Genomic DNA, 20824 nt, shown 5'->3' on the forward strand with positions numbered 1-20824 from the left:
TGAGAGCTAAAGGATGAAGGCGGTGTGTGTAGTTCGCACTACACTTCATCCTTCAGGCTTTTTTCCAACTTTCCGACCAAATCAGGCAAACATCCCGTCGATCATATCGCGGTAGCGTTCCATTACGACAGGTCTGCGGATTTTCAACGTCTGGGTCATCATGCCATTTTCAATGGAGAACGGCTCCAGAATTAGCTTGAAGAGACTTATCCGGTCATCTGGGCGATAACCAGGGCGATTTTGCACCTCCCGGTTTAATTCTTTCTTGAATAATTCCTGAACAATCTTACTATTCAGGTCAATTTCTTGAGTGGATGCAGTAGGGATATTGCTGGGTAAAGAAGTTTCCTCTGGAAGACGCAAGTGCAGATTGTTATCTGCTGCCCACTTTTGCAAAGCTTCCAGATTGGGGACAATTAACGCACCAAGCGATCGCTCATCTTGACCCACCAACACAATTTGGTCAATATAAGAACTCCGCAGACAGGCATCTTCAATCGGCTGGGGTTCGATGTTTTCGCCGTTGGTTAAAACTATCGTATCCTTCGCCCGACCTCTCAGCACTAAGTCATTCGCCTCTGTTAGCCAACCCAAATCGCCGCTATCAAACCAACCTTCAGAGTCAATTGCCTTGGCAGTCGCTTGGGGATTTTGATAATATCCCTGCATCACTTGTGGCCCTCGTGCTAAAACCAGACCGCGACTCCCAGCCGGAAGGGGCTTGCGGGTTTCGGGGTCAACAATTTTAATTTCTGTCCCTGGCAGAAATCTCCCAGATGAACCCCGCAAATTGCACCAAGGCTGACGAGCTGTTAAGACGGGGGATGTTTCTGTAAGACCATAGCCCACCAGCACCTCAAGTCCAATAATTTCAAAGAAGTTTTCTAGGTGCATGGCGAGGGAGCCGCCGCCACTGATGAGGTACTTTAATTTGCCTCCAGTGGCTTCTCGGATTTTTCCATACACTAATCTCTCGGCAAGCGCATGGGCAGGAGCCAAGGCAAGCATTTGGCTTCCAGCTAATAGCCGTTCTTGCATGGAGGGAGGTTGGGGTTGTAAGCGCAAGTTTTGCCAAGTACGGCGAGCTTCAATGTAGCGCTGACTTATGCTTAGCAGATTTTTAACCAGTTTCTGCTTGTTTGCTGGTTGTTCGCGGAACTGCTTCTGGACCCCTTCGTAGATAGACTCCCACAGCCGGGGAACAGCGATTAAATAGTGGGGTTGGAATTCTTTAAAGTCTTTTTTGATGTGGCGAATGCTCGTGTAAATCTGGGTGCAACCGTGGGAGAGGAAAAAGTATTCGCCAGTGCGCCCGAAGCTGTGCCAAGTGGGGAGAATCGTCAGGACAGGTTCGCCCGGTTGCGGCTGAACGATGGTTCCCAAGTTGGTAATCTGATGGAGCAGGTTGCCATGCGTCAGCATCACGCCTTTGGGCTTGCCTGTCGTACCAGAAGTATAAATAAGCGTCGCTAGCATTTCTCGGGTTTGCTTCACCGGCTGCAAGGATTGATTTTCCCCTGCTGCCATGACTCCAGAGAAGTTCAGCATTTTCAGGGTGGATTCTTCGGGTGGTTCTTCATCGGAGAGCAAGACGACTAGCTGAATCGGGAGGTCGTTCAGGCGTTCCCTGAGTTTTTTCAGCGTCTTCAGGTCTTCCACCACTAAAGTAGTGCTGCCGCTATCTGCCAGTATAAATAGTAACTCTTCCCGCTCTGCCTGAGAGCTACGCACGATATCAACTGCCCCAGCGGTCATCGCCCCTTGGTCGGCAATAAACCAGCGCGGACTATTATCGGCAATTAGAGCGAGGCGAGATTCTGGCTGTACTCCTAATGCCTGCAACCCAGCGGCAAACTGTTGAATTTGCTGAGCTAGTTCGGTGTAATTTATGACTACTTCTGGTTGAGCGTGGGGGTCGTGGAGGGCAATGGTATTACCAAAGTGCGATCGCGCTAGCTGCCAGATAGCCGGTAGAGATTCCACCGAACTGTAATCTACCATGCGGCTAAGGTTAGCACGGTCTCGCTCGCTGAGTTGGAAGGAACTAGGGGCTTTTGACATATTCTATTAATCGCTGCAATCGTTAATCAGCTCTTTTTCCAAAATACTCCTCTGTTGCTTCAATAACAGGTTTTAGGGACAGAATTGATTGTGTCTATGCTATCTGTGCAGAGCGATCGCGCAGGATTATTTTGTAATAATTGATACTTGACTATTGCTGTTTGACCGTATATTCTTAGATAATGGAAATCTGTGTGCCCAAAAAAAACTGAAAGAGCCGCACCCATAAAATTTTTTCAAGTCCCGAATGTGCGATCGCATTTAAATACGGGTTAGCGAAAGAATGCGATCGCTCAATCTGTGAGGTGTTTCGCCGCATTCCTGTTTGGTAAAAAATGTTGAGTAGCGTAATCTCAATCAACAATTTCTCGTTGTGCTGATGATAATTGCGATCGCTATCAAAATACACCTCTATTACCTTTGTATCGTCAAAACCTGATAACGTAGCCTTCATGTAGCATAATGCCTTCTCTCTGTTAAAAATTGCTGCTCAAAACACTGTAAAACTAACTTTCTAACCTATTGCTTAACACTAACTTTAAATCCAATGGCAACAATATTTAAAAAGCTTTATAAAGCTATCAAGGGGTTCAGTGTAAGGACTTAATTCTAAAAAATATACTGACATTTCAGAATAAATATTTTAGGCTGTTACAAATTTCGCTTAATTTCTGACCTAGATTATTGTAGGATACGGCAGTGTAACTTATGGCACCTCTCAAAGACGCATTCGATGGATTGACCGATGGTTTAGATGGAAGTGACAGATCGGCAGAAAAGGCGGCTAAGGCTGGTATCCAGACTGCTGCTATTGTCGGAACGTCTGTTGCTTCTGCTGCTGCCGCAGGTGCAGGTTCCCTTGCAGGTTACGCTGGCATGGCTTCCGCAGTTTCATCAATGGGACTGGGTGGAGTCACAACTGCAATTGCTGGCGCTATGGGAACTAATGTGGCTGGAGCAGCAGCAACCGCGGTTGTTACTTCGGCTGTAGGTGGACCAGTAGTGATGGGTGCAATCCTAGCTGGTGGAGCTGCGGCAACTGCTTATGGCGTATATCAGTCAGGAAACTGGATTGGTAAGCAGTTGAAGTTCTGGTAGGTGTTACCTGTAAGCACCGAAATTATTTTTTAAGTGCGCCTGAATGATTAACAAGGGTGGACAATATCCACCCTTTTTGATTTTTCTTTAAGAGAGATTCCTGCATTTTGGTATCTGGTTGCCTCAGACGAGGTTGCGCTCAACATGGTTTCCCTCTTTGTTACAAATATAATGCTATTTGTAACGTAAGTACAACAGACGATTCTGACGAAACTCAAGAGTTAGGAAGCTTATGAATTTCGGCTCCTGGCTCCTCACTCCTATAGCTATTCCAAACTGAATACTTCAGATTTATCATACAACTGTTGTATCTAAAAATCGCATTGTCATTTCCTCTTTAATTTTGCGCCTGCTGAAATGCTTCTATCTGTTCTTTCCCCCCAGGAAGGTCAGAGCCGACGACATAAAAATCTTGTGGATAGATCCAGTGAGTACCTAAAGGGCCATGAATTTGAATTCCGGTCATGACGGCGTAGTTAAACACAGAGCGATCCAGAGTGTTTAAGAGGGTTTCGACATCGTCGGAAATAATTTGAGACGCGAATTTTGTAATTTCTATCAAATCGGGTTTGTCGCCATAGGTAAGGGCTGAAAGAATTTTCTGGCGGATTATTGTTTGTTCAATATCCTGCATATCCATTTCTAGTTTCAGATGACCAGATGCCAATTCTTTGACGACTGTTTCTAATGCTCCACAAGCATGGGAAACTTTTTGGACACCATCTCGATAAACCTTACCAATCTCGCCATGTCTAGAAATAGCGATATGGGGCATCGCATAGAAGGTAAAACGACGGACACCATCAACGATAGGAGTATGGTCAGTCGCAGCAGCCAACCCAGTTTTCCCCATCATGACGAACCCGGCTAGGCTGCAACAATTAAAAGTTTTCCCCCAGTATCGAATTACTTCAATAAATAGGGGTTCGGCAATTTCATCCCGACAAATTGCGATCATTCCCATCGTGTTTTCGTCACAAAAACCGTAGGCGCTCAAGCTTTGGAAAGTCTTTCTCATGTACTTGCTCATGGGGACTGCCCCTGGAAAGTGAGTTTGCAGCGTTTCATGAAATGCTGGAAACACGTTGGGGTCATATCCATTGAGCGTTTGGGGGATAGTTTCGCCAAGCTGATTGACGTGATGGGTCATCTCTTAACTTCTCCTAAAGAGCTTGCGAAATCCGTCATTGAGTAGCTTAAACTTAACTTCACACCCGTCCTTGAGGATTCGGGCAATATTATTGGTTTTAACACTAGATGAGTGAGAAAGCTCCTGTCCTTGGCGTTAAAAAGGTTGGCGAAGCCGCCTGACTCCCTCAGCTCAAGCGTTCAACCATAAATTTTAGACGCTCAACCAACGGCTGAGTCGCGTCTTTAACCGATGCTTGACTATCAGACGAATGCTGCACCCGATTGAGCCAGCATTCAGCTTCAGAGTGGTTGTCTTTTTGCACTTATTTGATGACTTGCTTGAAATGCAACTGCACACCTAAATACCTCTCATGAAGCGCTTTTCTTGCTTTATCTTGTCGAAGAACCCAACGGCTTCAGAGTGTGAGAGACTATCTTCTGTTATGGCGATGCTTGCGATCGCCATAACATATCATCCGCCATCTTCGCATCTCAACAAACGGATTACTCTGCGTATTTTTGCGTTAAAAATTTAAATCAACCTTTCTTTATTTTCTCGTTTCCACAGTCCCCTTACCAGCCGAATCTCATCAAAAGTATAGATATCACCCAGAAAATCTCGAATCTTTGAGAGTGAGGTAGCACCCACCTCTTGAATCGCTTTTAAAATGGGTTCTTGACGTTCTACGGGTACTAACGAGTTTAAATCGACAGGCTGGTTCATCGAAATCAGTTCAGCTAAATGATCTAAAATAGTGCCTGTCCGCAAGTTACGTTTTAGAGCAATTTCTTCAATGCTCAAACCTTGCATATACAAATCCAGCGTCGCTAACTGGGTGTAGCTAGGGTGATTTTTTTGAGGAATTGCCGCAACAGAAGTGGACTTTAAAATTCCTTGTTCTTTACAATAAGTTCGGATTTCAGCAACAAATCGCTCACCATATTGAGCTAATTTATAATCTCCAACACCGGAAATTTTGCCAAATTCGGGTAAGCTTTGAGGTTGCATCTGAGCCATCAGCTTTAGGGTAGAATCCGCAAAGACGACGTAGGGAGGCACGGATTGCTCATCAGCGAGTTGTTTGCGAAGCTGGCGCAATTGTTCATAGAGCATTTCTACTTCTACTGCCATTTGCGGTGATTCATCAATTGCAGTAACAATCGGAACAGCAATCTGCACCTCACGCTGACGCCGCAAGATTTCCCAGCTTAAAGTATTGAGCCTCAAGACGGAATAACCGTCAGTGGTTTGATCGACAAGTCCTTGATGTAAAAGCGATCGCCCTAACATCTTCCAATCCTCTACACTCTTATCAGTGCCGATGCCATAGGTAGAAAGTTCTTGATGTCCATTCTGATAAATCTTCTGATTTTTTGAGCCGCGCAGCACATCGATAATGTAATTCATCCCGTATCTTTCTTTGCATCTAGCGACACAAGAAAGAAATTTCTGCGCTTCAATTGTCCAATCTTGCAGGGGTTTAGGAAAACGGCAGTTGTCGCAGTTGCCGCAATTTCCTGCAAAACGTTCGCCAAAATAACCCAATTGAATTGTGCGGCGACAGTCTGTTCCTTCCGCATAATCAATTACCTGTCGCAATTGTTGACGGGCAATCCTTTGCTCTTGCGGGTCAGTTTTTTGGTCAATAATATACTCAATCGTCTTCAAATCGCCGTAGCCAAAAAAGACTGTACAACGCGCAGGTTCTCCATCTCTTCCTGCCCTTCCAGCTTCTTGATAGTAACTTTCTAAATTGCGCGGCAAGTCATAATGAATGACAAAGCGCACATCTGGCTTATTAATTCCCATGCCAAAGGCAATCGTTGCTACCATTATTCGCACGTCATCTCGAATAAAGCGAGTTTGATTGGAAGTCCGTTCTTCATCATCTAGCCCTGCATGATACGGTAGCGCTGAAATGCCATCTTTTTGTAATCGAAAAGCAATTTCATCTACACGGCGACGACTGAGGCAATAAATAATCCCGGAACCTTCAGTTGTGCGAATTTGCTTTAAGAGTTGGGAGTAAGCTTGTTTTTCTTTTGGCTGAACTTCGTAGTAAAGATTGGGGCGATTAAAACTGGCAATGTGAATACTGGGTTGCCTGAGCGCCAGCTGTTGGATAATATCTTGACGGACGCGATCGGTAGCGGTGGCGGTAAGGGCTAAAAAGGGCACATTCGGATAGCGTTGGCGTAATTGTCGCAATTGCCGATATTCCGGGCGAAAATCATGTCCCCACTCAGAAACGCAGTGCGCTTCATCAATGGCAATCGAGTGAATTCCAATTTGGTGTTGCACCAAATCTAAAAAGGGCAAAAATTTTTCTCCCAAAAGTCTTTCTGGGGCAACGTAGAGTAGTTTGATGCGACGATTGAGGATATCTTGTTCGCGCGATCGCACTTGTCCCCAACTGAGACTACTATTGAGAAACGTCGCGCCAATGCCGTTATCACGTAACGCTTCCACTTGATCTTGCATCAAGGCAATCAACGGCGACACTACCACGGTTAAGCCGGATTTCAGTAGTGCAGGTAGCTGAAAGCACAAAGATTTTCCTCCGCCTGTAGGCATCACAACCAGCAAATCCTGGTTTTGTAGCGCTTCTTCAATAATCTGACGTTGCCCTAGGCGAAAGCTGTCGTAACCAAAGAAATGTTTGAGTGCCTGTTCGAGAGAATGAAACTGGGGCATCTTCCGAAGGATGAAGGATGTTAGCAAAGCGGCGCATCCGCGCAGGATCAAAAGGATGAATGAAGAAATTCCGAATTCTCCGCAAGGGAGTTTCAGAGTGCTGTGGGCATCCAAAACTGCTGCCCGAAATTGGTTGCGCTAACGAGAGCCTGCTTTACGAATCATAATGATACTTGGAAAGTCTATTAGTAAATTAACCCATGCCGAAAGCAATCTGGAATGGTACGGTTTTAGCCCAAAGCGATCGCACCGAAGTCGTGGAAGGCAACCACTACTTCCCCGCTGATGCTATCAACCAGCAATATTTCAAAGATAGCGACACTCACACCAGCTGTCCTTGGAAGGGCAAAGCCAGTTATTATTCCATCGAAGTCGATGGGCAAGTCAATAAAGATGCGGCTTGGTACTATCCCCAAGCCAAGGACGCCGCCAAAAACATTGAAGGATACATTGCCTTCTGGAAAGGCGTCAAAGTCGAAGCATAAGCCAGTGGAGGCACGGCATTGCCGTGCCCCCAAGCCTGGAAGGAATTACCTATCACCTTGCACGATTCCAAACTACGTCTTCCAGAAGACGGATGTAGTGTCCCTTCCTTTGTTCAACCATCAATAGGAAACAGGTCAAAGTAGAGGAGGGGCAATGCAACTTGGTGACAAAGTAGCACTGATTACAGGTGCGGGTTCGGGCATCGGCAAAGCAGCAGCAGTGTTATTGGCGAAAGAAGGTGCAAAAATCGCAGCCCTAGGAAGAACTGAAGACGAACTCAACGAAGTCGTTGCCCAAATCCAACAAGCCGGTGGAGAAGCCATCCCGGTGCTCGCTGACATCTCCGAAACAGAGGAGATGCAACAAGCGGTGCAACAAATAATAAATCAATGGGGACGCCTCGACATTGTATTTGCGAATGCTGGAATTAATGGCGTCTGGGCACCGATAGAAGAGCTAGAGCCAGAAGAATGGGACAAAACGATTAAAGTCAATCTGAGAGGCACGTTCCTCACTGTTAAATATGCCGTGCCTCATCTCAAGAAACAAGGCGGATCTGTCATTATCACCTCCTCCGTCAATGGCACGCGGATGTTCAGCAACAGCGGTGCGACAGCCTATTCCTGCACTAAAGCGGCTCAAGTCGCATTCACCAAAATGGTGGCGCTAGAACTAGCCAAACACCGCATCCGCGTCAATGTGATTTGTCCGGGTGCCATAGAAACCAATATTGACCAAAGCACCGAACGACGGAGCTTGGAACAAGCTCGTGAACCCGTGGAGTATCCGGCAGGAAAAATCCCGCTAACTGATGGTAAACCTGGCTCCTCTGAACAAGTTGCCAACCTAGTGCTATTTTTAGCCTCAGACGCCTCCAGCCTGATTAGCGGGACGGAAATGTGGATTGATGGTGCCGAATCCTTACTGGCTGGCTAAAACATCCCAGCCCCCCTTGATCGGGAGGGCAAGAACAAATCTCATAAAATGCTGGTATTGACGATAGTTTCTGCTATGATAGTAAACGCCATGAGCGGATGTGGCGGAATTGGCAGACGCGCTAGATTTAGGTTCTAGTTTCGCAAGAAGTGAAGGTTCAAGTCCTTTCATCCGCATGAGTGACGATCGATAACTCCGTAACTAACCGAGGCTTTTAGCCTCGGTTTTGTTTTGAGTGGGTTGGGTAGGACGGAGTCCGAGGCGAAGCCATCGCGATTTCCAGTTCAACGGCAAATAGCGATCGCGCCAGGAATAATATTATTGAGTCTTCAGCTTTAAATCTTGGCGCTGCTGCCAACGCTTCTTCAACTGAGATTTTTTCAACTCTCGCAGCCGCAGCCGCAACTGATTCACATTAGGATTCTGTTTACCATAGCGCCAACTGACATAAGCTTGGGTAATCTCGTCAATTGCCTTAGCAGATTCCGGTGGCTGGTGTTGATACGCCAGATAAGCGTACTCCAAGGGCGTCTGGGCTGGATGTTTGGCATATCCCTGAGTGCGTAGATTTGCCAACATTTCCTGATAAAGACTTTCCATTGGAGGCAGCTTCGCTAACCAGCGACGATACAGCCATACACGCACACCATTCCAAGCCAGCCAGCCCAAGAAACCTAGGCAAATGGCTAAGATGAGACCGGCGAATAAGCCCACCCAACCCCTGGATAACAGTGCCCACAGCCAGATGATTCCCCCAATCAGCCAGGTAGTAATTGCACCGAACACGTTATTCAGCCAACTGGTTACTGGCGAAGGCAACCAACCAGCAACCCACTTCCAGAATTGGCGCAGCACGCTAAAAGTTTGGTCTTCTTCAATCGACGGGGGAATGAGTGGATGCGTAGGAATCGGATCGAAAGCAAACCAACCGTTACTCGGAAAATACACCTCCGTCATCATATAGGCATCAGTGTTGCGGACGATGTATAAGCCAGTGAAGGGGTTGAACTCGCCAGGAGAAAAACCCCCCACCAGTCGCGCTGGGATACCAATCGAACGCAACATGATCGTGAGGACGCTGGAAAAGTGGTCTGGATAGCCGCCTTTGTATTTGAAAAGAAATGCTTCTACTAAGTCTTCATTTTCACCCAAAAATGGCAAGCTATTGGGATCGGATGGAATTGTGTAGTTTTGTTTGAGATATTGAGCCAAGTAGAGGGCTTTTTCGTAAGGCGAGGTGATGGGTTTTCTGGACTTCGCTAAGATTTCTTCCGTTAGCTGCCGCACTTTGTCCGCAATTTGGGGAGGAACTTGCAGATAGTAATTTCGGATAGGTTTGGAATAGTCCGTGGACGCCTGCCCCAAGCGAGTGCGATCGCGGTAAGGGACTTCTGAAACCACCGTGTAGGTGAGTCCCTCCTGCAACAGTCCAGGCGATCGCACGCTACCTTCTGTATCCAGTGCCACTCTTTGCGTGGGATAGTAAAGTTCCTTGGGAAAGGCCAGGGCTGGCAGCAGATTCGCCATATCAGACACCACCGTGTAGGTCTGAATTACTTCCCTGGTTTTCCCAGTAATGAACTGTCTGGGGATAAAGAATCGGTATGACCAAGGTGGACGTTCTACCGTCTGCGTTTGATTGTCGCGCGAAATCTCCCAACCTTGACCCGTGTAGCGGTCGAACCCCAGCACCCGCCAAAATCCCTCTGACTGGGAGCGTACCCGCATCAACACCTTGGGCTTCATCTCGCCCCGCAGGTTCTGGTTAATCTTGCTGTTAAAGCCGTAGTAAAAGGTATCATCTACATTGCCAGGGCCAGTGTCTTGGTTTGACCCGCCACCAGAACCTCCGTTACCCTGTTTGCCAGGGTTGACAATGCCACGGTTATTGCTGGGAAAATCCTTTTGTGCGAGATTACTAGGGGCACTGACAGGAAAGGTTTGTAGCTGATAGCTAGGAAACCGAGGCATCAGGGCAAAGATGGTCAGCCCCAGTCCCACAATCCCTAAAAAATTTATAGTGAAAAATTTCCAATTAAAAATGGGGGAATTCCCCTTTTTTAATTTTTCATTTTTCATTTTTAATTGTTCCAAACCGAGCCGCGAACGGTAATCTAGCACCAACACCGGCAGCCCGATGCCTAAGAACAACAGCAATATGGGTGCAAAAGCGAACGTCTGACTCACTGTCCCAGCAACACCCAACAAAATCAGCCCGATCACCATCGAATAGCCCAAGTCCTTGCGACGAGGTAGATCGAAGCTGTGCAGCACTTGCAGATGAATTAACAACTCTGCCAGCACCAGCCGGGTATCGTTCAATTGACCGAACAGATTTCTCAAGAAAACTGCCAGTGCCACCAACATTCCAATCGCCAGTAAGAACTTCACTGGCACATTGCGATCGCGTCGTCGATACCAACTCCACGTCGCACCGGCAATGCTGAGCGGCACAGCCCACAAGCTAATCTGCGTCTCGGCTGCCACATCCGTCGCAATGATTCCTACCACCACGAGCGCCTGCACCAGCACCCGCAACAGAATGGATTCTTCCGTTTCGGGCATCGGCATCGCCGCTAGCCGCTGCCTAAACTGATTAAAAACTGGTAGACGCCGCATACTGGTGATTGGTCAATCGCTAATTGCTCATTGCTAATTGTTCTATCACAGTTAGCCATTCGCCATTCGCCATTTAGTTACCGACCGCGATCGCAAAAATCAGCGGTTGCCGATCGAGTTCCTGAAACTGAATCTCCAGAGGATAAGTCTGGTTGGCTTCCAAATCAAAGGATTCTACACTCAAATAGCCCGGATAAGTGCGCTGTGCCGTTGCCGAGCCTTGCGGGGTTCGTAAGGTTAACCTACCGCCGCGAGGCAAGCGCGTCTCAATCCGGCATCTGGGAACCCGCCCCTCTAACTGATATTCCGCCCTGAGAGTCATCAGTCCAACTGTCGTCTGCCACTGCCGCTCTACCGGCTGCCGATCCGGCGATACAGGCAGCGTCAGCGCGTTGATGATTTCTCTAGCCGCCAATAAGGACAGCGCCATTTGTTGGCTGTCTGTTGCCTCTTCATAACGATTTGTAAACAGTTGCTGCTCTTGAGGAGAACGGGTCGGATAGAGCAGCACCAATCCTGCTAACTGGTTCAGTGCCTGGGGTTGCCCTGGAAATAAGGCACTGGCGGCACGCACCATTTTTGCGCCCTGTTGCAGCGGCGACTGCATCGCCTCCTGGCAAGAGTTTAGCAGTTGTGTTAAAACCGTTTCGGGTAGGGTGACTGGCAGACTGAAGTTAGAGAGCTGCGGTGCCCATAGGGGAACCCAGCTGTTTACTTCGCTGTCTGAATAGTCAGGTTCATAATTACGAATTTCCGTCTCCCAAGGAAACAGGGGCGGATTCCGTTCAATTTCTGTTTGTAGTTTGCGCTTCAAAAGCGCATGGAAACGATTTTGCACAGTCGGTATTTCTCCTCCCAAGTTGAGTGGTTGACAGCCTTGGGTCGCTTCACCGAAGTGGTCGGTCACTACGCTCAAGTCTTCTGAATCCAGTGGGTCTAACGCATCCAATTCCAGCTCTGCCGCCACCAAGTCGTCTGTAGGAGCAGGCGGCTCTTGGGGTGGTGGCGCTGCTAGAGGATCGCCATCCTCTAGCAGACTTGCCAGAAAGCGGTTTTCGATCGCTTCGGAATTGTTGTCTAGGTCACTATTCATCTTGAGATGCACTTGCTCCGGATACTGAACGATTGCGAATTTCCCAGGCAATCTCTAGCAGCTTGAACCACCGCTTCTCAACCTGGGAGACCGTACAACCCAAAGTTTGAGCGATCGCTGTGTTTGGGAATCCCTGTTGCTTTAATCGTAGTAATTCCGCCTGCTCTTGGCTCAGCATTCCTTGAAATGTTTGCCACTGTTGCGGCGTCAAACCCAAATTCCGTTCTAAATCCGCTTCCAACCACTGATGCACCAGTTCCCAGCGCTGGGAAAGAGCAAATCGAATCAAATGATATTTGAAGCGTTGCTGCAAATAATCCCTTTGGCGCGGCGTCAAACCTAAAATTGCTTCAATTTCCCCGGCGGATAAATCTTTCAGGCGCAAAGTAAAATAATCGGCGCATTCAGTTTGCTGGCGCTCTTTCAGATAAGCCAGCAACTCCTTAATCACCGTCTGGCGCAGGCTTTTTTCCAGGGGTTCGGATTCGTGAGCGACCATCGCCTCCCGCACCTGCTGCACCGTCGCTTCATTCCAAACCGAGTCGGAATCAGTGGCAGACCCCTCTGCCGCTTGCTCCATATCTACGGAAGTTTCCGGGGGTTGTTGTTGCGAAAAAGTTTGCGCCCGCAGGATGATTAATTGCTGAGTGCGATGACCGGGCAAAGGAATGCGCCGCTTGCCGTAGCGCTCAGCAAAAGCCATATACTCTGCCAGTTCTAACAAGGTATGAGGACGATACGCCGGACCCATTCCGCTTTCTCGTCGAAATGCATTTAAGGACTCAGCATAAAATCCCTGTAAGAAATCTTCTATCAGAGTCAGCCGCGCCTGGTAGCTCGTAGGCACCTGCGACGGTGTAATGTAGCGATAGATAATCGCACTGAGGGTGCTGTGTAATTCTACTCGTCCCCGGTGTGCCCCCATTTGGTAATAATGAAGACATTGTTTCAGGCGAAGACGAGCCAGTGTTGTTGCCCAGGTTTCGATGTCTCCTGAGTCCTGGATGCGCTTACTCTCAGTGCAAATCCGGGCGACTTCGCTAGAGATGCGCGCCGCAACCTCACGACAGTTCTGCTCCGACGCCTTGGATGACTCTCGGAGTTCGTTAAATAGTAGTTGAAAGATTGCATCCACCACTCTCTGGTAGATTTCCCCACAATGGCTGATTGTTGTCAAAACCCTAGCATACCCAACTACGACACGTTAACGGCAGAAGACCCCAAATAGTCCTTATGAACTTAGACCAACAAATTCAAGCTCTGATTGATAAAGCGCCCCTCTATCGCATCCCACCTAAGTGGATTACGGAAATTGCACCCGTTCTTGTAGACTATGCGACTGGCCTGCAACATTCCGAGTATTACATTCTCCAAAGTCAGGAAGATGGTTGGCTGTTGACGACCCTTAGCAATCGCGCCCAAGTTAATCTCGAAAAAAATGTGATACACGCCTTTTCAACTTTAGAAGACGCCAACCTTTTCTCTTCCGTGCCAGATCCGGAAATTATTGCCTTGCCAGAACCTGTAACTCACATTTTGTTTGAAATGGTTGGCAGAGATATTGTTGATAGCACGATTTTCTTTGAAACTCCCGGTAATCGTACCACCGGGGCTGAAATTTTTCGGGAAAATTTGCTGAACCGGATTAAAGAACACCGGCAACAACACTGGCCTTCCTTCAACTCTAATCCCAGAAATCTGCCCCCCGATATCGCTTGAGTCATGGGCTTTTTGTAGGGTGGTGTTGTCCGCCCTACGAATCATTATGATTCTTTGAGCGTGTAACGCCGAATAAACCCTGCTAATTTTTAGATTTTTTAATAAACCGGATTCAATCCGCTGCAACGTTCGTCAGATTAACTGACCCCCGTGGAAACGCCAACGCGGAAATAAAATTCGCATGATGGTATGCGACGCCAGATAGACGCTCAGCCACACGAGACTGTAGTGCAGCACAAACCATTGCAACGGCAGATCCCGTCCTACACCCGGTAAGCTAAATATTTTCACCAGCAACCCGATAAAAACTGCTTCCCAAATACCGGCAAGCAACTGTAAAGCTCCAGGCCAATCTCGATCCCAACGGAATTTCTGGATATAGTCATATAGGAGATCCCAGCCGAGTCCAAAGACCGCAACATACCCTAGTATCCAGAAAAAAAGCGAGTCGGCACCGGGACCAATGACGCCCAAAGCAAAGGGCAACGTTACCAACGTGCCCAGTGTTGCTAGTAGAAATAATCGGGTTTGCCAACGACCGAAGAGTGTCGGAGTCATGGTAAATTTTTAATCCACTTACCGCATCAGTTTTCAAGCTTCAGTTCGGGCAGTCCGGACGTTTCTTTCTTGCGTAAATGACCTTCATAGACTGTTCCGACTTCTAGCTTAGATGGGCATTTCACCCACACAGAATTTCCAACAATTGGCAACCCTGTCGTTTCAGACATGACATTTGCTTCTTCGGGGTCGGAAATACAGCCAAAACCCATGTAGTCAGCGATTTCCTTCATCGTTAAATCTTCTAGAAGGTAGCTGCTGCTCATCTCGGCTTCTTTACACTTGAACAGCCTGACTTCAGGTAAAACTTCGTTAAAAATTTTGAGTTTTCGCACTTTATGGCCTCCATTCCGATAAGTGCAATGGACTCGCATATTTTTGGCTCGCTCAGGGCTATGACGGCAGTTATTGATGGAGTCAACTTTCTTTCAGTATCTATCTATATTTTCTGCTTGCCCCCTTCTAGATGAATCAGCAATATTGCTGAAATCTACTCTGACAATCCGTTGAGTGCCCAGAGCAAATTTAGTAAATTTACGGTGCTTGGTTCGCGACCCATTTTATCCACTGCCCAAAAGAACTCAAAAAGTTCAATCGATGGATTCCGGGGGCACGAGCTGCCGACAGACTATCAACGGCACAAAGTGCTGCATATTGCAACCCTAAGAAGCTATCAACAGCGGCGTAAGGCCCACCGAGGGTCATGGCACCAGCAGCATACATCCGACCCTGCGGCGATCGCATTTCGACAAGTTCAAAATTGTTGGCAACAGCTATCCGCCCATTTTCATGGAGGGGGAGTTTGTAATGGGTGACAAGGTCGTTCAGGAGGGGATTCGCTTTGACTTTGGCATCGAGTCCGGTGGCGTCAATGATAAAGTCAGCTTCGAGGCGAATTTGTCCTTTTAATCCCTTTTCTTGAATATAGGTAACGGTGCGCTCAATTCCTGACGAGTGAGGGTTGCGTTCGACTCGTTCCACTTCCCCAAAGGTAATTTGATACCAGCCTTGACGGATGCCTTCTTCAACCATGCGTCGCCAATCCTGACGGTCAGCGGTGGTGGTGCCGCCCCAATCTGCGAGTAGGCGCTTTCGCTGTTCGGGTGCTGCTTTTTCAAGCATGATTCGCAATTCACCGCCCCAAGTGGCTTTAGGCCAGTTAAAGGGTTGAAATTCGTAATGATTTTCGACAGCCCGTTGCGATCGCCCAAACTTGTTGCCTTGGGGTTTCGGCGATCGCATTAAATGTAGCAGCGAGATATTTGGGTTTTTTGCCCTCGCTTCATAAATTCGCTGTACGATCCGCGAAGCGACAATCCCCCGCCCCCGAATCATCACGGTACCGCCAAATTTCTCTAAATGCTCGTAGACGTGGTTATGTTCTTCGTAGGCATTGACGACGGACTTAAAATCATTGGTTTTTTCCCGGTAAGCTTGCAAATCCGGGAGAAACTGAATCGCCGGGTAGCCGGTGGCGAGTTGTACGTTGCGGGCGATTAAGAAGGCATGGTCGCGCTGGTTGGCACTGGTACGAGAATAAGCGATCGCATATCGTCCATCCTCAGTTTTCCGAATCGAACGGACGCTGGCGTAACGAAACATCTGTTCCCAACCAATCCGTTTTGCTTCCCGATCAATGGCGTCAAAGACATTACCCGCACGAGGGGTATAAGTTTGGGCAAAAGCCGGTTCGGCAAATACCTGCCACAAATACCCGAATGCTGTTCCTATGCTTCCCTTGAGCAAATCGTGCCCAGCTTCCCGCAAGGCATAACTAGGCCAACCCCAAATATTATCGGGGCAAGAATCTGAATTTGACCGCAGGCGTTCGTACAGAGGAATTTGCGAATTCATGCACAGCCGCTTGTAACGAGCATACGGTTGGGGTTCCATTCCCAAAGCCACAATCTGACTGCTTTTCACCCCGTAAATTCTTAATAAATCTACCCAGACAAAGCTGCCCAAACCGCCCCCAACGGCGGCATAGTCCACTTCATCGACTCGCAACCCGGTGGCATGGAGGTCTTGTACGACGACTTGCTGCGCCTGAAAAGCCGGTGGAGGAAACGCTGCCGTTCCCCCTGGTTGCACGGGGGAAGCAAGCGGAGGCAGGGGTGCCGGATGACTAATCCTGGGGTCAGGGAGATCCGTGTCTGGGTGAAAGAAAATCTGAGAATTGCCAGAGGGGGGCGACGCAGGTGGATTGGCAGCGAAGGTAACGCTGATGTAATAAGGGCCAATTTGCAGCGAGTCGCCATTCCCCAGAACACTGCGCGTCTGACGTTGTCCATTAATCAAGGTGCCGTTGCTGCTGTTTTGGTCAATAACCACCAACCCGCCAGCGTCCATATCAATCAGGGCGTGGAAGCGGGAAACCTCAAGACTATTGAGGGTTAATCGGGAGACGCGATGCCCATTCATTTCCCCTGGCATCTGATTAAATTCCCGTCCCAGTGCGATTGGAACTGCCAGCGTCGGTTCTTTCCGTTCTCCCGTTCCTGGATCGTCCCAGCTGAGGCGAAGGCGCATGGGTGCTGGATTCATGGTTGATTAGTTGCTGCTAGGAGTGACTAAAACGCTCAATGCTGCTGCTAGGGATGTGCCACACCACGGACACCCCAAATTCATTAAGTTATACGGTGAAACGCGATGGCAACTGGAACATTCCAAACCATAGGTTACAGCCGCTGGGTTAGGGGCGGTGGGGGCTGGTTTGCCTGCTGCGGGTGACAGCGGTGACAACAAAACCGTCGGAGGAACGCCCACCACTGCCAAGGAAACCTTTGTCACCTGGATTTCTATCTGTCCTAAACAGATGGTGCTACCCTGACTCAGAGGCACTTCGCCTTGGATGAGGGTGTGACCATCCACTAGCGGCGGATTACTTTCTCGCAGGTTCCGCAAGTAAAAGCTTTGCTGCTGTGGGTTAAAAAATATTTCGACGTGCAGCCCAGATACCGTGGGATCTGTCAAAACGATATCGCATCGAGCTGGGTCACGACCGATCCGGATAGTACCGGGATGTTTAGCGATTTGTCGATCGTGAATTGTTTGGGTTTGTCCCCGACCGGCTTCTTGCCACTCTAAAGTTAATTCATTCATATTGCTTAGCCTTTATATATTGTTTCTTTCTATAAACTGCTTCAAGTCTTAATGTCCTGATTTCTAACATGACCTGGAAGAAAAATCTGAAATTGTGTAGGAAGTTTAAAAAAACGAAAATCTACGGGAAATGACGATGAGCCGCTATCTTTGCTCAACTTTACTTCAGGAGAAGGCGTTACTTATGGGCAAACTTTGTCTATGTTCCCGATGTCGTTCTCGTATAATTCGTTTAACTTTAGGCATTCATGGTGGCACCAACCACCTTGCTTGCACAGTTTAATAATTTTGTCAACGGAAGCAAAATATAAAATTATAGCTGGCGTTGATACCAATTAGCGATCGCTTGCTCTTTTAGTTGCAAGGTTGGGAAACTGAAAACGTCAACTCCTGCCCTGTTGATGATTTCTGACTCCTCACCGCCTAGATTGAACCTAAAAAAAGTAGTTGCATTGTTGATAATATGACTGCAATCTAGTTGGGGTCATATTATCCCCGGATTGGAAACACCTCTTAATAAACTATGGTATGTCGTAAAAACCTTTGCTATGATTTACGCTAACTAAGATTTCCTCTCTAACACCCATGAAAGATTTTTTTAGAAAAACTTTATATAACCTAGGAATAATTTTTGTTTCTCCTTTGTTAATTCCTTTCTTTTTAACCAGCGAAAAAGAAATTATTGATGCAGATGTAAAGCGTTGGGTAAACGTATTTGGCTGGAAAGGCGAATCAAATTTAGGAAATTTACTTTCTTTGCTGGATCGTCAAAAAGAATTTAGGAACTTGTATTATCATCGATTATTTAAAGGAAACTTATCCGCCAGGATATTTATGTATTTATTCAGTTATTTTTATAAATCTTGTCCTTACCTTTTTATCGATACATCTTCTACTTTTGGTCCTGGACTGTTTATCCAGCATGGCTTCAGCACAATCATTATGGCAGACATGGGCGAAAATTGCTGGATTAATCAACAAGTGACAATTGGTTATAGAGATAAAACCAGTCGTCCGAAAATCGGGGATAATGTCCGCATTACTGCCGGTGCTAAAGTAATTGGCGGAGTAACGATAGGGAACAATGTTACGGTTGGAGCTAACGCAGTTGTCGTTAAAAATGTTCCTGATAATTGTGTAGTTGTCGGCGTTCCCGCTTATATTGTGAAAAAGAATGGCATCAAAGTAAAAGAAGAATTGGTTTAAGTTAGGAATTGAATTTAAGGCTTATATTGAGGCGCTCTATGAAGCGATCGCCCTAGGCAACCAATCTGTACGGCGATCGCATCCCCCTCAAGCTTGCATTATCGATTTGACGCCAATTTATCAGCAATGCGAGTTGTCTCTGGTAAGCGATATTTCGTAGTGCAACGCATCACATAATCAATCGCCGTTTCTAGACTCACCCGATGTCCGCTAGAAACATAAACGGGTTTTACACCCGTGCGCGTCCGCAATACTGCACCAATGATTTCGCGGCGATACCGCAACGGTTGCCATGCGCCTTTTTCAACTGGCAACTCATCATGCTTACCAACGAGCAAAGATTTGGCAACGCCAATCGTGGGAAGGTCGATTAGAACTCCGAGATGGGAGGCGATGCCAAATCGGCGGGGATGGGCAATCCCCTGACCATCACAGAGGATTAAGTCAGGCGTGATGCTGACTTTTTCTAAGGCGTCTAGCACGGCTGGAATTTCTCGGAAGGAGAGAAATCCGGGAATGTAGGGAAACGTAGTGGGACGGAAGGCGATCGCTTGCTCTTGTAACTGTAAATCTGGAAAACTCAGAACAGCAACGGCTGCTCTGCTAATGGTACCTGACTCCTCAAAACCCATATCGACCCCGGCGACATACTGCACCGATTCCAACTGGTCTGAAGTAATCACTTCTTTGCTCAGTTGTTGCTGAATAGCGATCGCTTCCTCAGCTGTATCAGGCCATGCGTGGCGTTGGTGGATTTTCATGGATTTACTTCCACATCCTGGGGTTTTTCCAGCCACTCAATTACTTTGGCTGCTTCTGGAAGCCTAGCTTCATTTTGCCCTGCGGCTCTCGCGCGGACATTGATCAAATTAATCGGAGTCCTTAACAAGTCTACAAGCGCGGCTTTCCCCGCGATCGCTTTCACACCTGTCACCGGCACTTCCTTGACCAACCACCGGCTGAATCGATATAGATATTCCTTTGGACTCAGGTTTGCTGTCAGCTTGACACCATGCAGTTCGTGCAAGTATCGATTTGAGCGACCATACCGACGCAATTGACTTTGAAGTTCCTGGAACGTGGAGCGGTGACGGTGGCGGACAATAGCAGTTGGCGCAAAATGCAATTGCCAGTCACTTTCGCGTTGGATACGCCAACAGATGTCAGCATCGCCGCCAGTGGTTAGATAAGGGCGAAACAAACCTACCTGTTCCAAAGCTTTCCGCCGAATTGCCAAGTTAGCCGTTTGACCATAAGGACAGAACGGATTTGCTAAAGAATGTTTTTGAGACAAAACATTTTCTCGGTCAGCGTACTGTTCTAACAGGGTGTTCCCTGGCAAAGCCATAATTTCACCGACGACGATGCCAATCGTTGGATTGGCAAACGGCTCAATCAGGTCTGCCAACCACTGCGGTTGAGGACGACAATCGGCGTCGGTAAAAGCAAAAATTTCAGCCGTTGATGCCCGAATTCCGGCGTTTCGAGCCGCGTAAGAGCTTTGGATTTGGTTTTCCGCAATCGGGCGAATGGTTAAGCCGTCAGCGGCGGCTGAGGCGGCGGCTGACTGGAGAAGGGTGGCAGTGCGATCGCTACTATTATTATCGACCAGCAAATATTCGACAGACTCAGCAGAGTAAGTTTGCGATCGCAAGCAGTCGATTAAGTCTGGCAAGTCCGCCTCACCATTGTAGATAGGGACAATTACGGAAACCCTGGGCAGAAAGGGCTGTGTCATAGGGTGGGAATTCATATTTACCTGAAATCACCATAGCAAGCCTGCGAATGCCAAAGCAGGGTGCTGTATAACCGCTTCTGAGTCGTGTTTAGTTATCAACATGGCTTTGTTGCCATTAAAAAGAACGTCATTTCAACTGAAATTTAGCAGCTATGAAATTTAATTTGGGTCTTTATCTTGCTGATTTTCTTAGCTAGATACTCTAGCTGCTCTCTGGGGCTGCTTCAACCAACAAATTATTGAGCGATTAATCGAAGTATTTCTACTTAATTTGTTTAAATATTACTACATTTCTATCAAGTATTTACGGAAGCTTCCTGAGAGTGAAATCTAGTTACTACTCGTAAACAACAATATATTCCTTGACAGTTAGCATTACCCA

At 47.5% G+C, this 20824-nt stretch carries 19 protein-coding genes and 1 tRNA gene; 6 read left to right on the plus strand and 14 right to left on the minus strand.

Going from position 1 to position 20824, the window contains the following annotated elements; all coding sequences use genetic code 11:
- Positions 1–81: 81 nt before the first annotated feature.
- A complete protein-coding gene (locus NC994_RS10965) occupies positions 82–2061 on the minus strand; it encodes a long-chain fatty acid--CoA ligase (RefSeq protein WP_190435269.1) in 1980 nt (659 codons plus the stop codon).
- 175 nt (positions 2062–2236) lie between these two features.
- The gene (locus NC994_RS10970) at positions 2237–2515 is read right to left on the minus strand and encodes a hypothetical protein (RefSeq protein WP_190435272.1); all 279 of its coding nucleotides are present in this window, start codon (positions 2513–2515) and stop codon (positions 2237–2239) included.
- A 254-nt stretch (positions 2516–2769) separates the two neighbouring features.
- On the opposite strand from NC994_RS10970, the gene NC994_RS10975 reads away from it, so the two are divergent.
- Positions 2770–3159, plus strand: coding sequence for a hypothetical protein (locus tag NC994_RS10975; RefSeq protein WP_190435274.1), 390 nt, complete (start codon positions 2770–2772; stop codon positions 3157–3159).
- Positions 3160–3496: 337 nt separating this feature from the next.
- Here the strand turns inward: NC994_RS10975 and NC994_RS10980 are convergent, their stop codons facing one another.
- The 3 genes from NC994_RS10980 to recQ all read right to left on the minus strand — a co-directional run bounded on the left by NC994_RS10980 (position 3497) and on the right by recQ (position 6985).
- Positions 3497–4309, minus strand: coding sequence for a hypothetical protein (locus NC994_RS10980; protein ID WP_190435277.1), 813 nt, complete (start codon positions 4307–4309; stop codon positions 3497–3499).
- 166 nt (positions 4310–4475) lie between these two features.
- On the minus strand, positions 4476–4613 hold the full coding sequence (locus NC994_RS10985) for a hypothetical protein (protein ID WP_190435279.1): 138 nt from the start codon (positions 4611–4613) through the stop codon (positions 4476–4478).
- 209 nt (positions 4614–4822) lie between these two features.
- Positions 4823–6985: a DNA helicase RecQ gene (gene recQ, locus NC994_RS10990; RefSeq protein ID WP_190435282.1), complete on the minus strand. Its 2163-nt coding sequence runs from the start codon at positions 6983–6985 to the stop codon at positions 4823–4825.
- Positions 6986–7185: 200 nt separating this feature from the next.
- Between recQ and NC994_RS10995 the strand changes: the two genes are divergently transcribed.
- The 3 genes from NC994_RS10995 (at position 7186) to NC994_RS11005 (ending at position 8583) form a co-directional block, all read left to right on the plus strand.
- Positions 7186–7470 (plus strand): DUF427 domain-containing protein, encoded by a 285-nt coding sequence (locus tag NC994_RS10995; RefSeq protein WP_190410277.1) that lies wholly within the window; start codon positions 7186–7188, stop codon positions 7468–7470.
- Between the two features lie 154 nt (positions 7471–7624).
- Positions 7625–8407: an SDR family NAD(P)-dependent oxidoreductase gene (locus NC994_RS11000; RefSeq protein ID WP_190435285.1), complete on the plus strand. Its 783-nt coding sequence runs from the start codon at positions 7625–7627 to the stop codon at positions 8405–8407.
- A 94-nt stretch (positions 8408–8501) separates the two neighbouring features.
- Positions 8502–8583 (plus strand) — tRNA-Leu (locus NC994_RS11005).
- Positions 8584–8725: 142 nt separating this feature from the next.
- On the opposite strand, the gene NC994_RS11010 is transcribed toward NC994_RS11005, so the two are convergent.
- The 3 genes from NC994_RS11010 to hetZ form a co-directional block, all read right to left on the minus strand.
- On the minus strand, positions 8726–11026 hold the full coding sequence (locus NC994_RS11010; RefSeq protein ID WP_199299587.1) for a DUF3488 and DUF4129 domain-containing transglutaminase family protein: 2301 nt from the start codon (positions 11024–11026) through the stop codon (positions 8726–8728).
- A 73-nt stretch (positions 11027–11099) separates the two neighbouring features.
- Entirely contained in the window at positions 11100–12119 is a 1020-nt protein-coding gene (locus tag NC994_RS11015; RefSeq protein WP_190435288.1) for a hypothetical protein, read from the minus strand.
- The gene (hetZ, locus tag NC994_RS11020) at positions 12112–13254 is read right to left on the minus strand and encodes a heterocyst differentiation protein HetZ (protein ID WP_190435353.1); all 1143 of its coding nucleotides are present in this window, start codon (positions 13252–13254) and stop codon (positions 12112–12114) included. The genes NC994_RS11015 and hetZ overlap by 8 nt, the downstream gene beginning before the upstream one ends.
- A 98-nt stretch (positions 13255–13352) precedes the next feature.
- On the opposite strand from hetZ, the gene NC994_RS11025 reads away from it, so the two are divergent.
- Entirely contained in the window at positions 13353–13838 is a 486-nt protein-coding gene (locus NC994_RS11025; protein ID WP_190435290.1) for a hypothetical protein, read from the plus strand.
- 132 nt (positions 13839–13970) lie between these two features.
- On the opposite strand, the gene NC994_RS11030 is transcribed toward NC994_RS11025, so the two are convergent.
- From NC994_RS11030 to NC994_RS11045, 4 genes are all read right to left on the minus strand, one after another.
- On the minus strand, positions 13971–14396 hold the full coding sequence (locus tag NC994_RS11030) for a hypothetical protein (protein ID WP_190429611.1): 426 nt from the start codon (positions 14394–14396) through the stop codon (positions 13971–13973).
- A gap of 26 nt (positions 14397–14422) precedes the next feature.
- Positions 14423–14731, minus strand: a complete 309-nt coding sequence (locus NC994_RS11035) for a hypothetical protein (protein ID WP_190410289.1) — start codon at positions 14729–14731, stop codon at positions 14423–14425.
- A gap of 199 nt (positions 14732–14930) precedes the next feature.
- The gene (locus NC994_RS11040) at positions 14931–16940 is read right to left on the minus strand and encodes an FHA domain-containing protein (protein ID WP_199299589.1); all 2010 of its coding nucleotides are present in this window, start codon (positions 16938–16940) and stop codon (positions 14931–14933) included.
- Between the two features lie 6 nt (positions 16941–16946).
- Positions 16947–17498 (minus strand): FHA domain-containing protein, encoded by a 552-nt coding sequence (locus tag NC994_RS11045; protein ID WP_190435293.1) that lies wholly within the window; start codon positions 17496–17498, stop codon positions 16947–16949.
- A 585-nt stretch (positions 17499–18083) separates the two neighbouring features.
- On the opposite strand from NC994_RS11045, the gene NC994_RS11050 reads away from it, so the two are divergent.
- A complete protein-coding gene (locus tag NC994_RS11050) occupies positions 18084–18704 on the plus strand; it encodes a serine acetyltransferase (protein WP_190435296.1) in 621 nt (206 codons plus the stop codon).
- 98 nt (positions 18705–18802) lie between these two features.
- Here NC994_RS11050 and nfi read toward each other — a convergent pair whose 3' ends face one another.
- A complete protein-coding gene (nfi, locus tag NC994_RS11055; RefSeq protein ID WP_190410292.1) occupies positions 18803–19465 on the minus strand; it encodes a deoxyribonuclease V in 663 nt (220 codons plus the stop codon).
- Positions 19462–20442, minus strand: coding sequence for a glycosyltransferase (locus tag NC994_RS11060; RefSeq protein ID WP_242032530.1), 981 nt, complete (start codon positions 20440–20442; stop codon positions 19462–19464). Before NC994_RS11060 ends, nfi begins: the two co-directional genes overlap by 4 nt.
- Positions 20443–20824: the final 382 nt, after the last annotated feature.

This window comes from Trichocoleus sp. AS-A1, from assembly GCF_039962015.1.
GTDB lineage: Bacteria > Cyanobacteriota > Cyanobacteriia > Cyanobacteriales > FACHB-T130 > FACHB-T130.

Bases quoted from the DNA above. Each gene is read 5' to 3' on its own strand.
- NC994_RS10980 (WP_190435277.1), bottom strand. From the start codon at position 4,309: ATGACCCATCACGTCAATCAGCTTGGCGAAACTATCCCCCAAACGCTC.
- NC994_RS10965 (WP_190435269.1), bottom strand. From the start codon at position 2,061: ATGTCAAAAGCCCCTAGTTCCTTCCAACTCAGCGAGCGAGACCGTGCT.
- NC994_RS10975 (WP_190435274.1), top strand. From the start codon at position 2,770: ATGGCACCTCTCAAAGACGCATTCGATGGATTGACCGATGGTTTAGAT.
- NC994_RS10970 (WP_190435272.1), bottom strand. From the start codon at position 2,515: ATGAAGGCTACGTTATCAGGTTTTGACGATACAAAGGTAATAGAGGTG.
- NC994_RS11030 (WP_190429611.1), bottom strand. From the start codon at position 14,396: ATGACTCCGACACTCTTCGGTCGTTGGCAAACCCGATTATTTCTACTA.
- NC994_RS11015 (WP_190435288.1), bottom strand. From the start codon at position 12,119: ATGAATAGTGACCTAGACAACAATTCCGAAGCGATCGAAAACCGCTTT.
- NC994_RS11025 (WP_190435290.1), top strand. From the start codon at position 13,353: ATGAACTTAGACCAACAAATTCAAGCTCTGATTGATAAAGCGCCCCTC.
- NC994_RS11000 (WP_190435285.1), top strand. From the start codon at position 7,625: ATGCAACTTGGTGACAAAGTAGCACTGATTACAGGTGCGGGTTCGGGC.
- recQ (WP_190435282.1), bottom strand. From the start codon at position 6,985: ATGCCCCAGTTTCATTCTCTCGAACAGGCACTCAAACATTTCTTTGGT.
- NC994_RS11050 (WP_190435296.1), top strand. From the start codon at position 18,084: ATGAAAGATTTTTTTAGAAAAACTTTATATAACCTAGGAATAATTTTT.
- NC994_RS11010 (WP_199299587.1), bottom strand. From the start codon at position 11,026: ATGCGGCGTCTACCAGTTTTTAATCAGTTTAGGCAGCGGCTAGCGGCG.
- nfi (WP_190410292.1), bottom strand. From the start codon at position 19,465: ATGAAAATCCACCAACGCCACGCATGGCCTGATACAGCTGAGGAAGCG.
- NC994_RS10995 (WP_190410277.1), top strand. From the start codon at position 7,186: ATGCCGAAAGCAATCTGGAATGGTACGGTTTTAGCCCAAAGCGATCGC.
- NC994_RS11045 (WP_190435293.1), bottom strand. From the start codon at position 17,498: ATGAATGAATTAACTTTAGAGTGGCAAGAAGCCGGTCGGGGACAAACC.
- NC994_RS11060 (WP_242032530.1), bottom strand. From the start codon at position 20,442: ATGACACAGCCCTTTCTGCCCAGGGTTTCCGTAATTGTCCCTATCTAC.
- NC994_RS11040 (WP_199299589.1), bottom strand. From the start codon at position 16,940: ATGAATCCAGCACCCATGCGCCTTCGCCTCAGCTGGGACGATCCAGGA.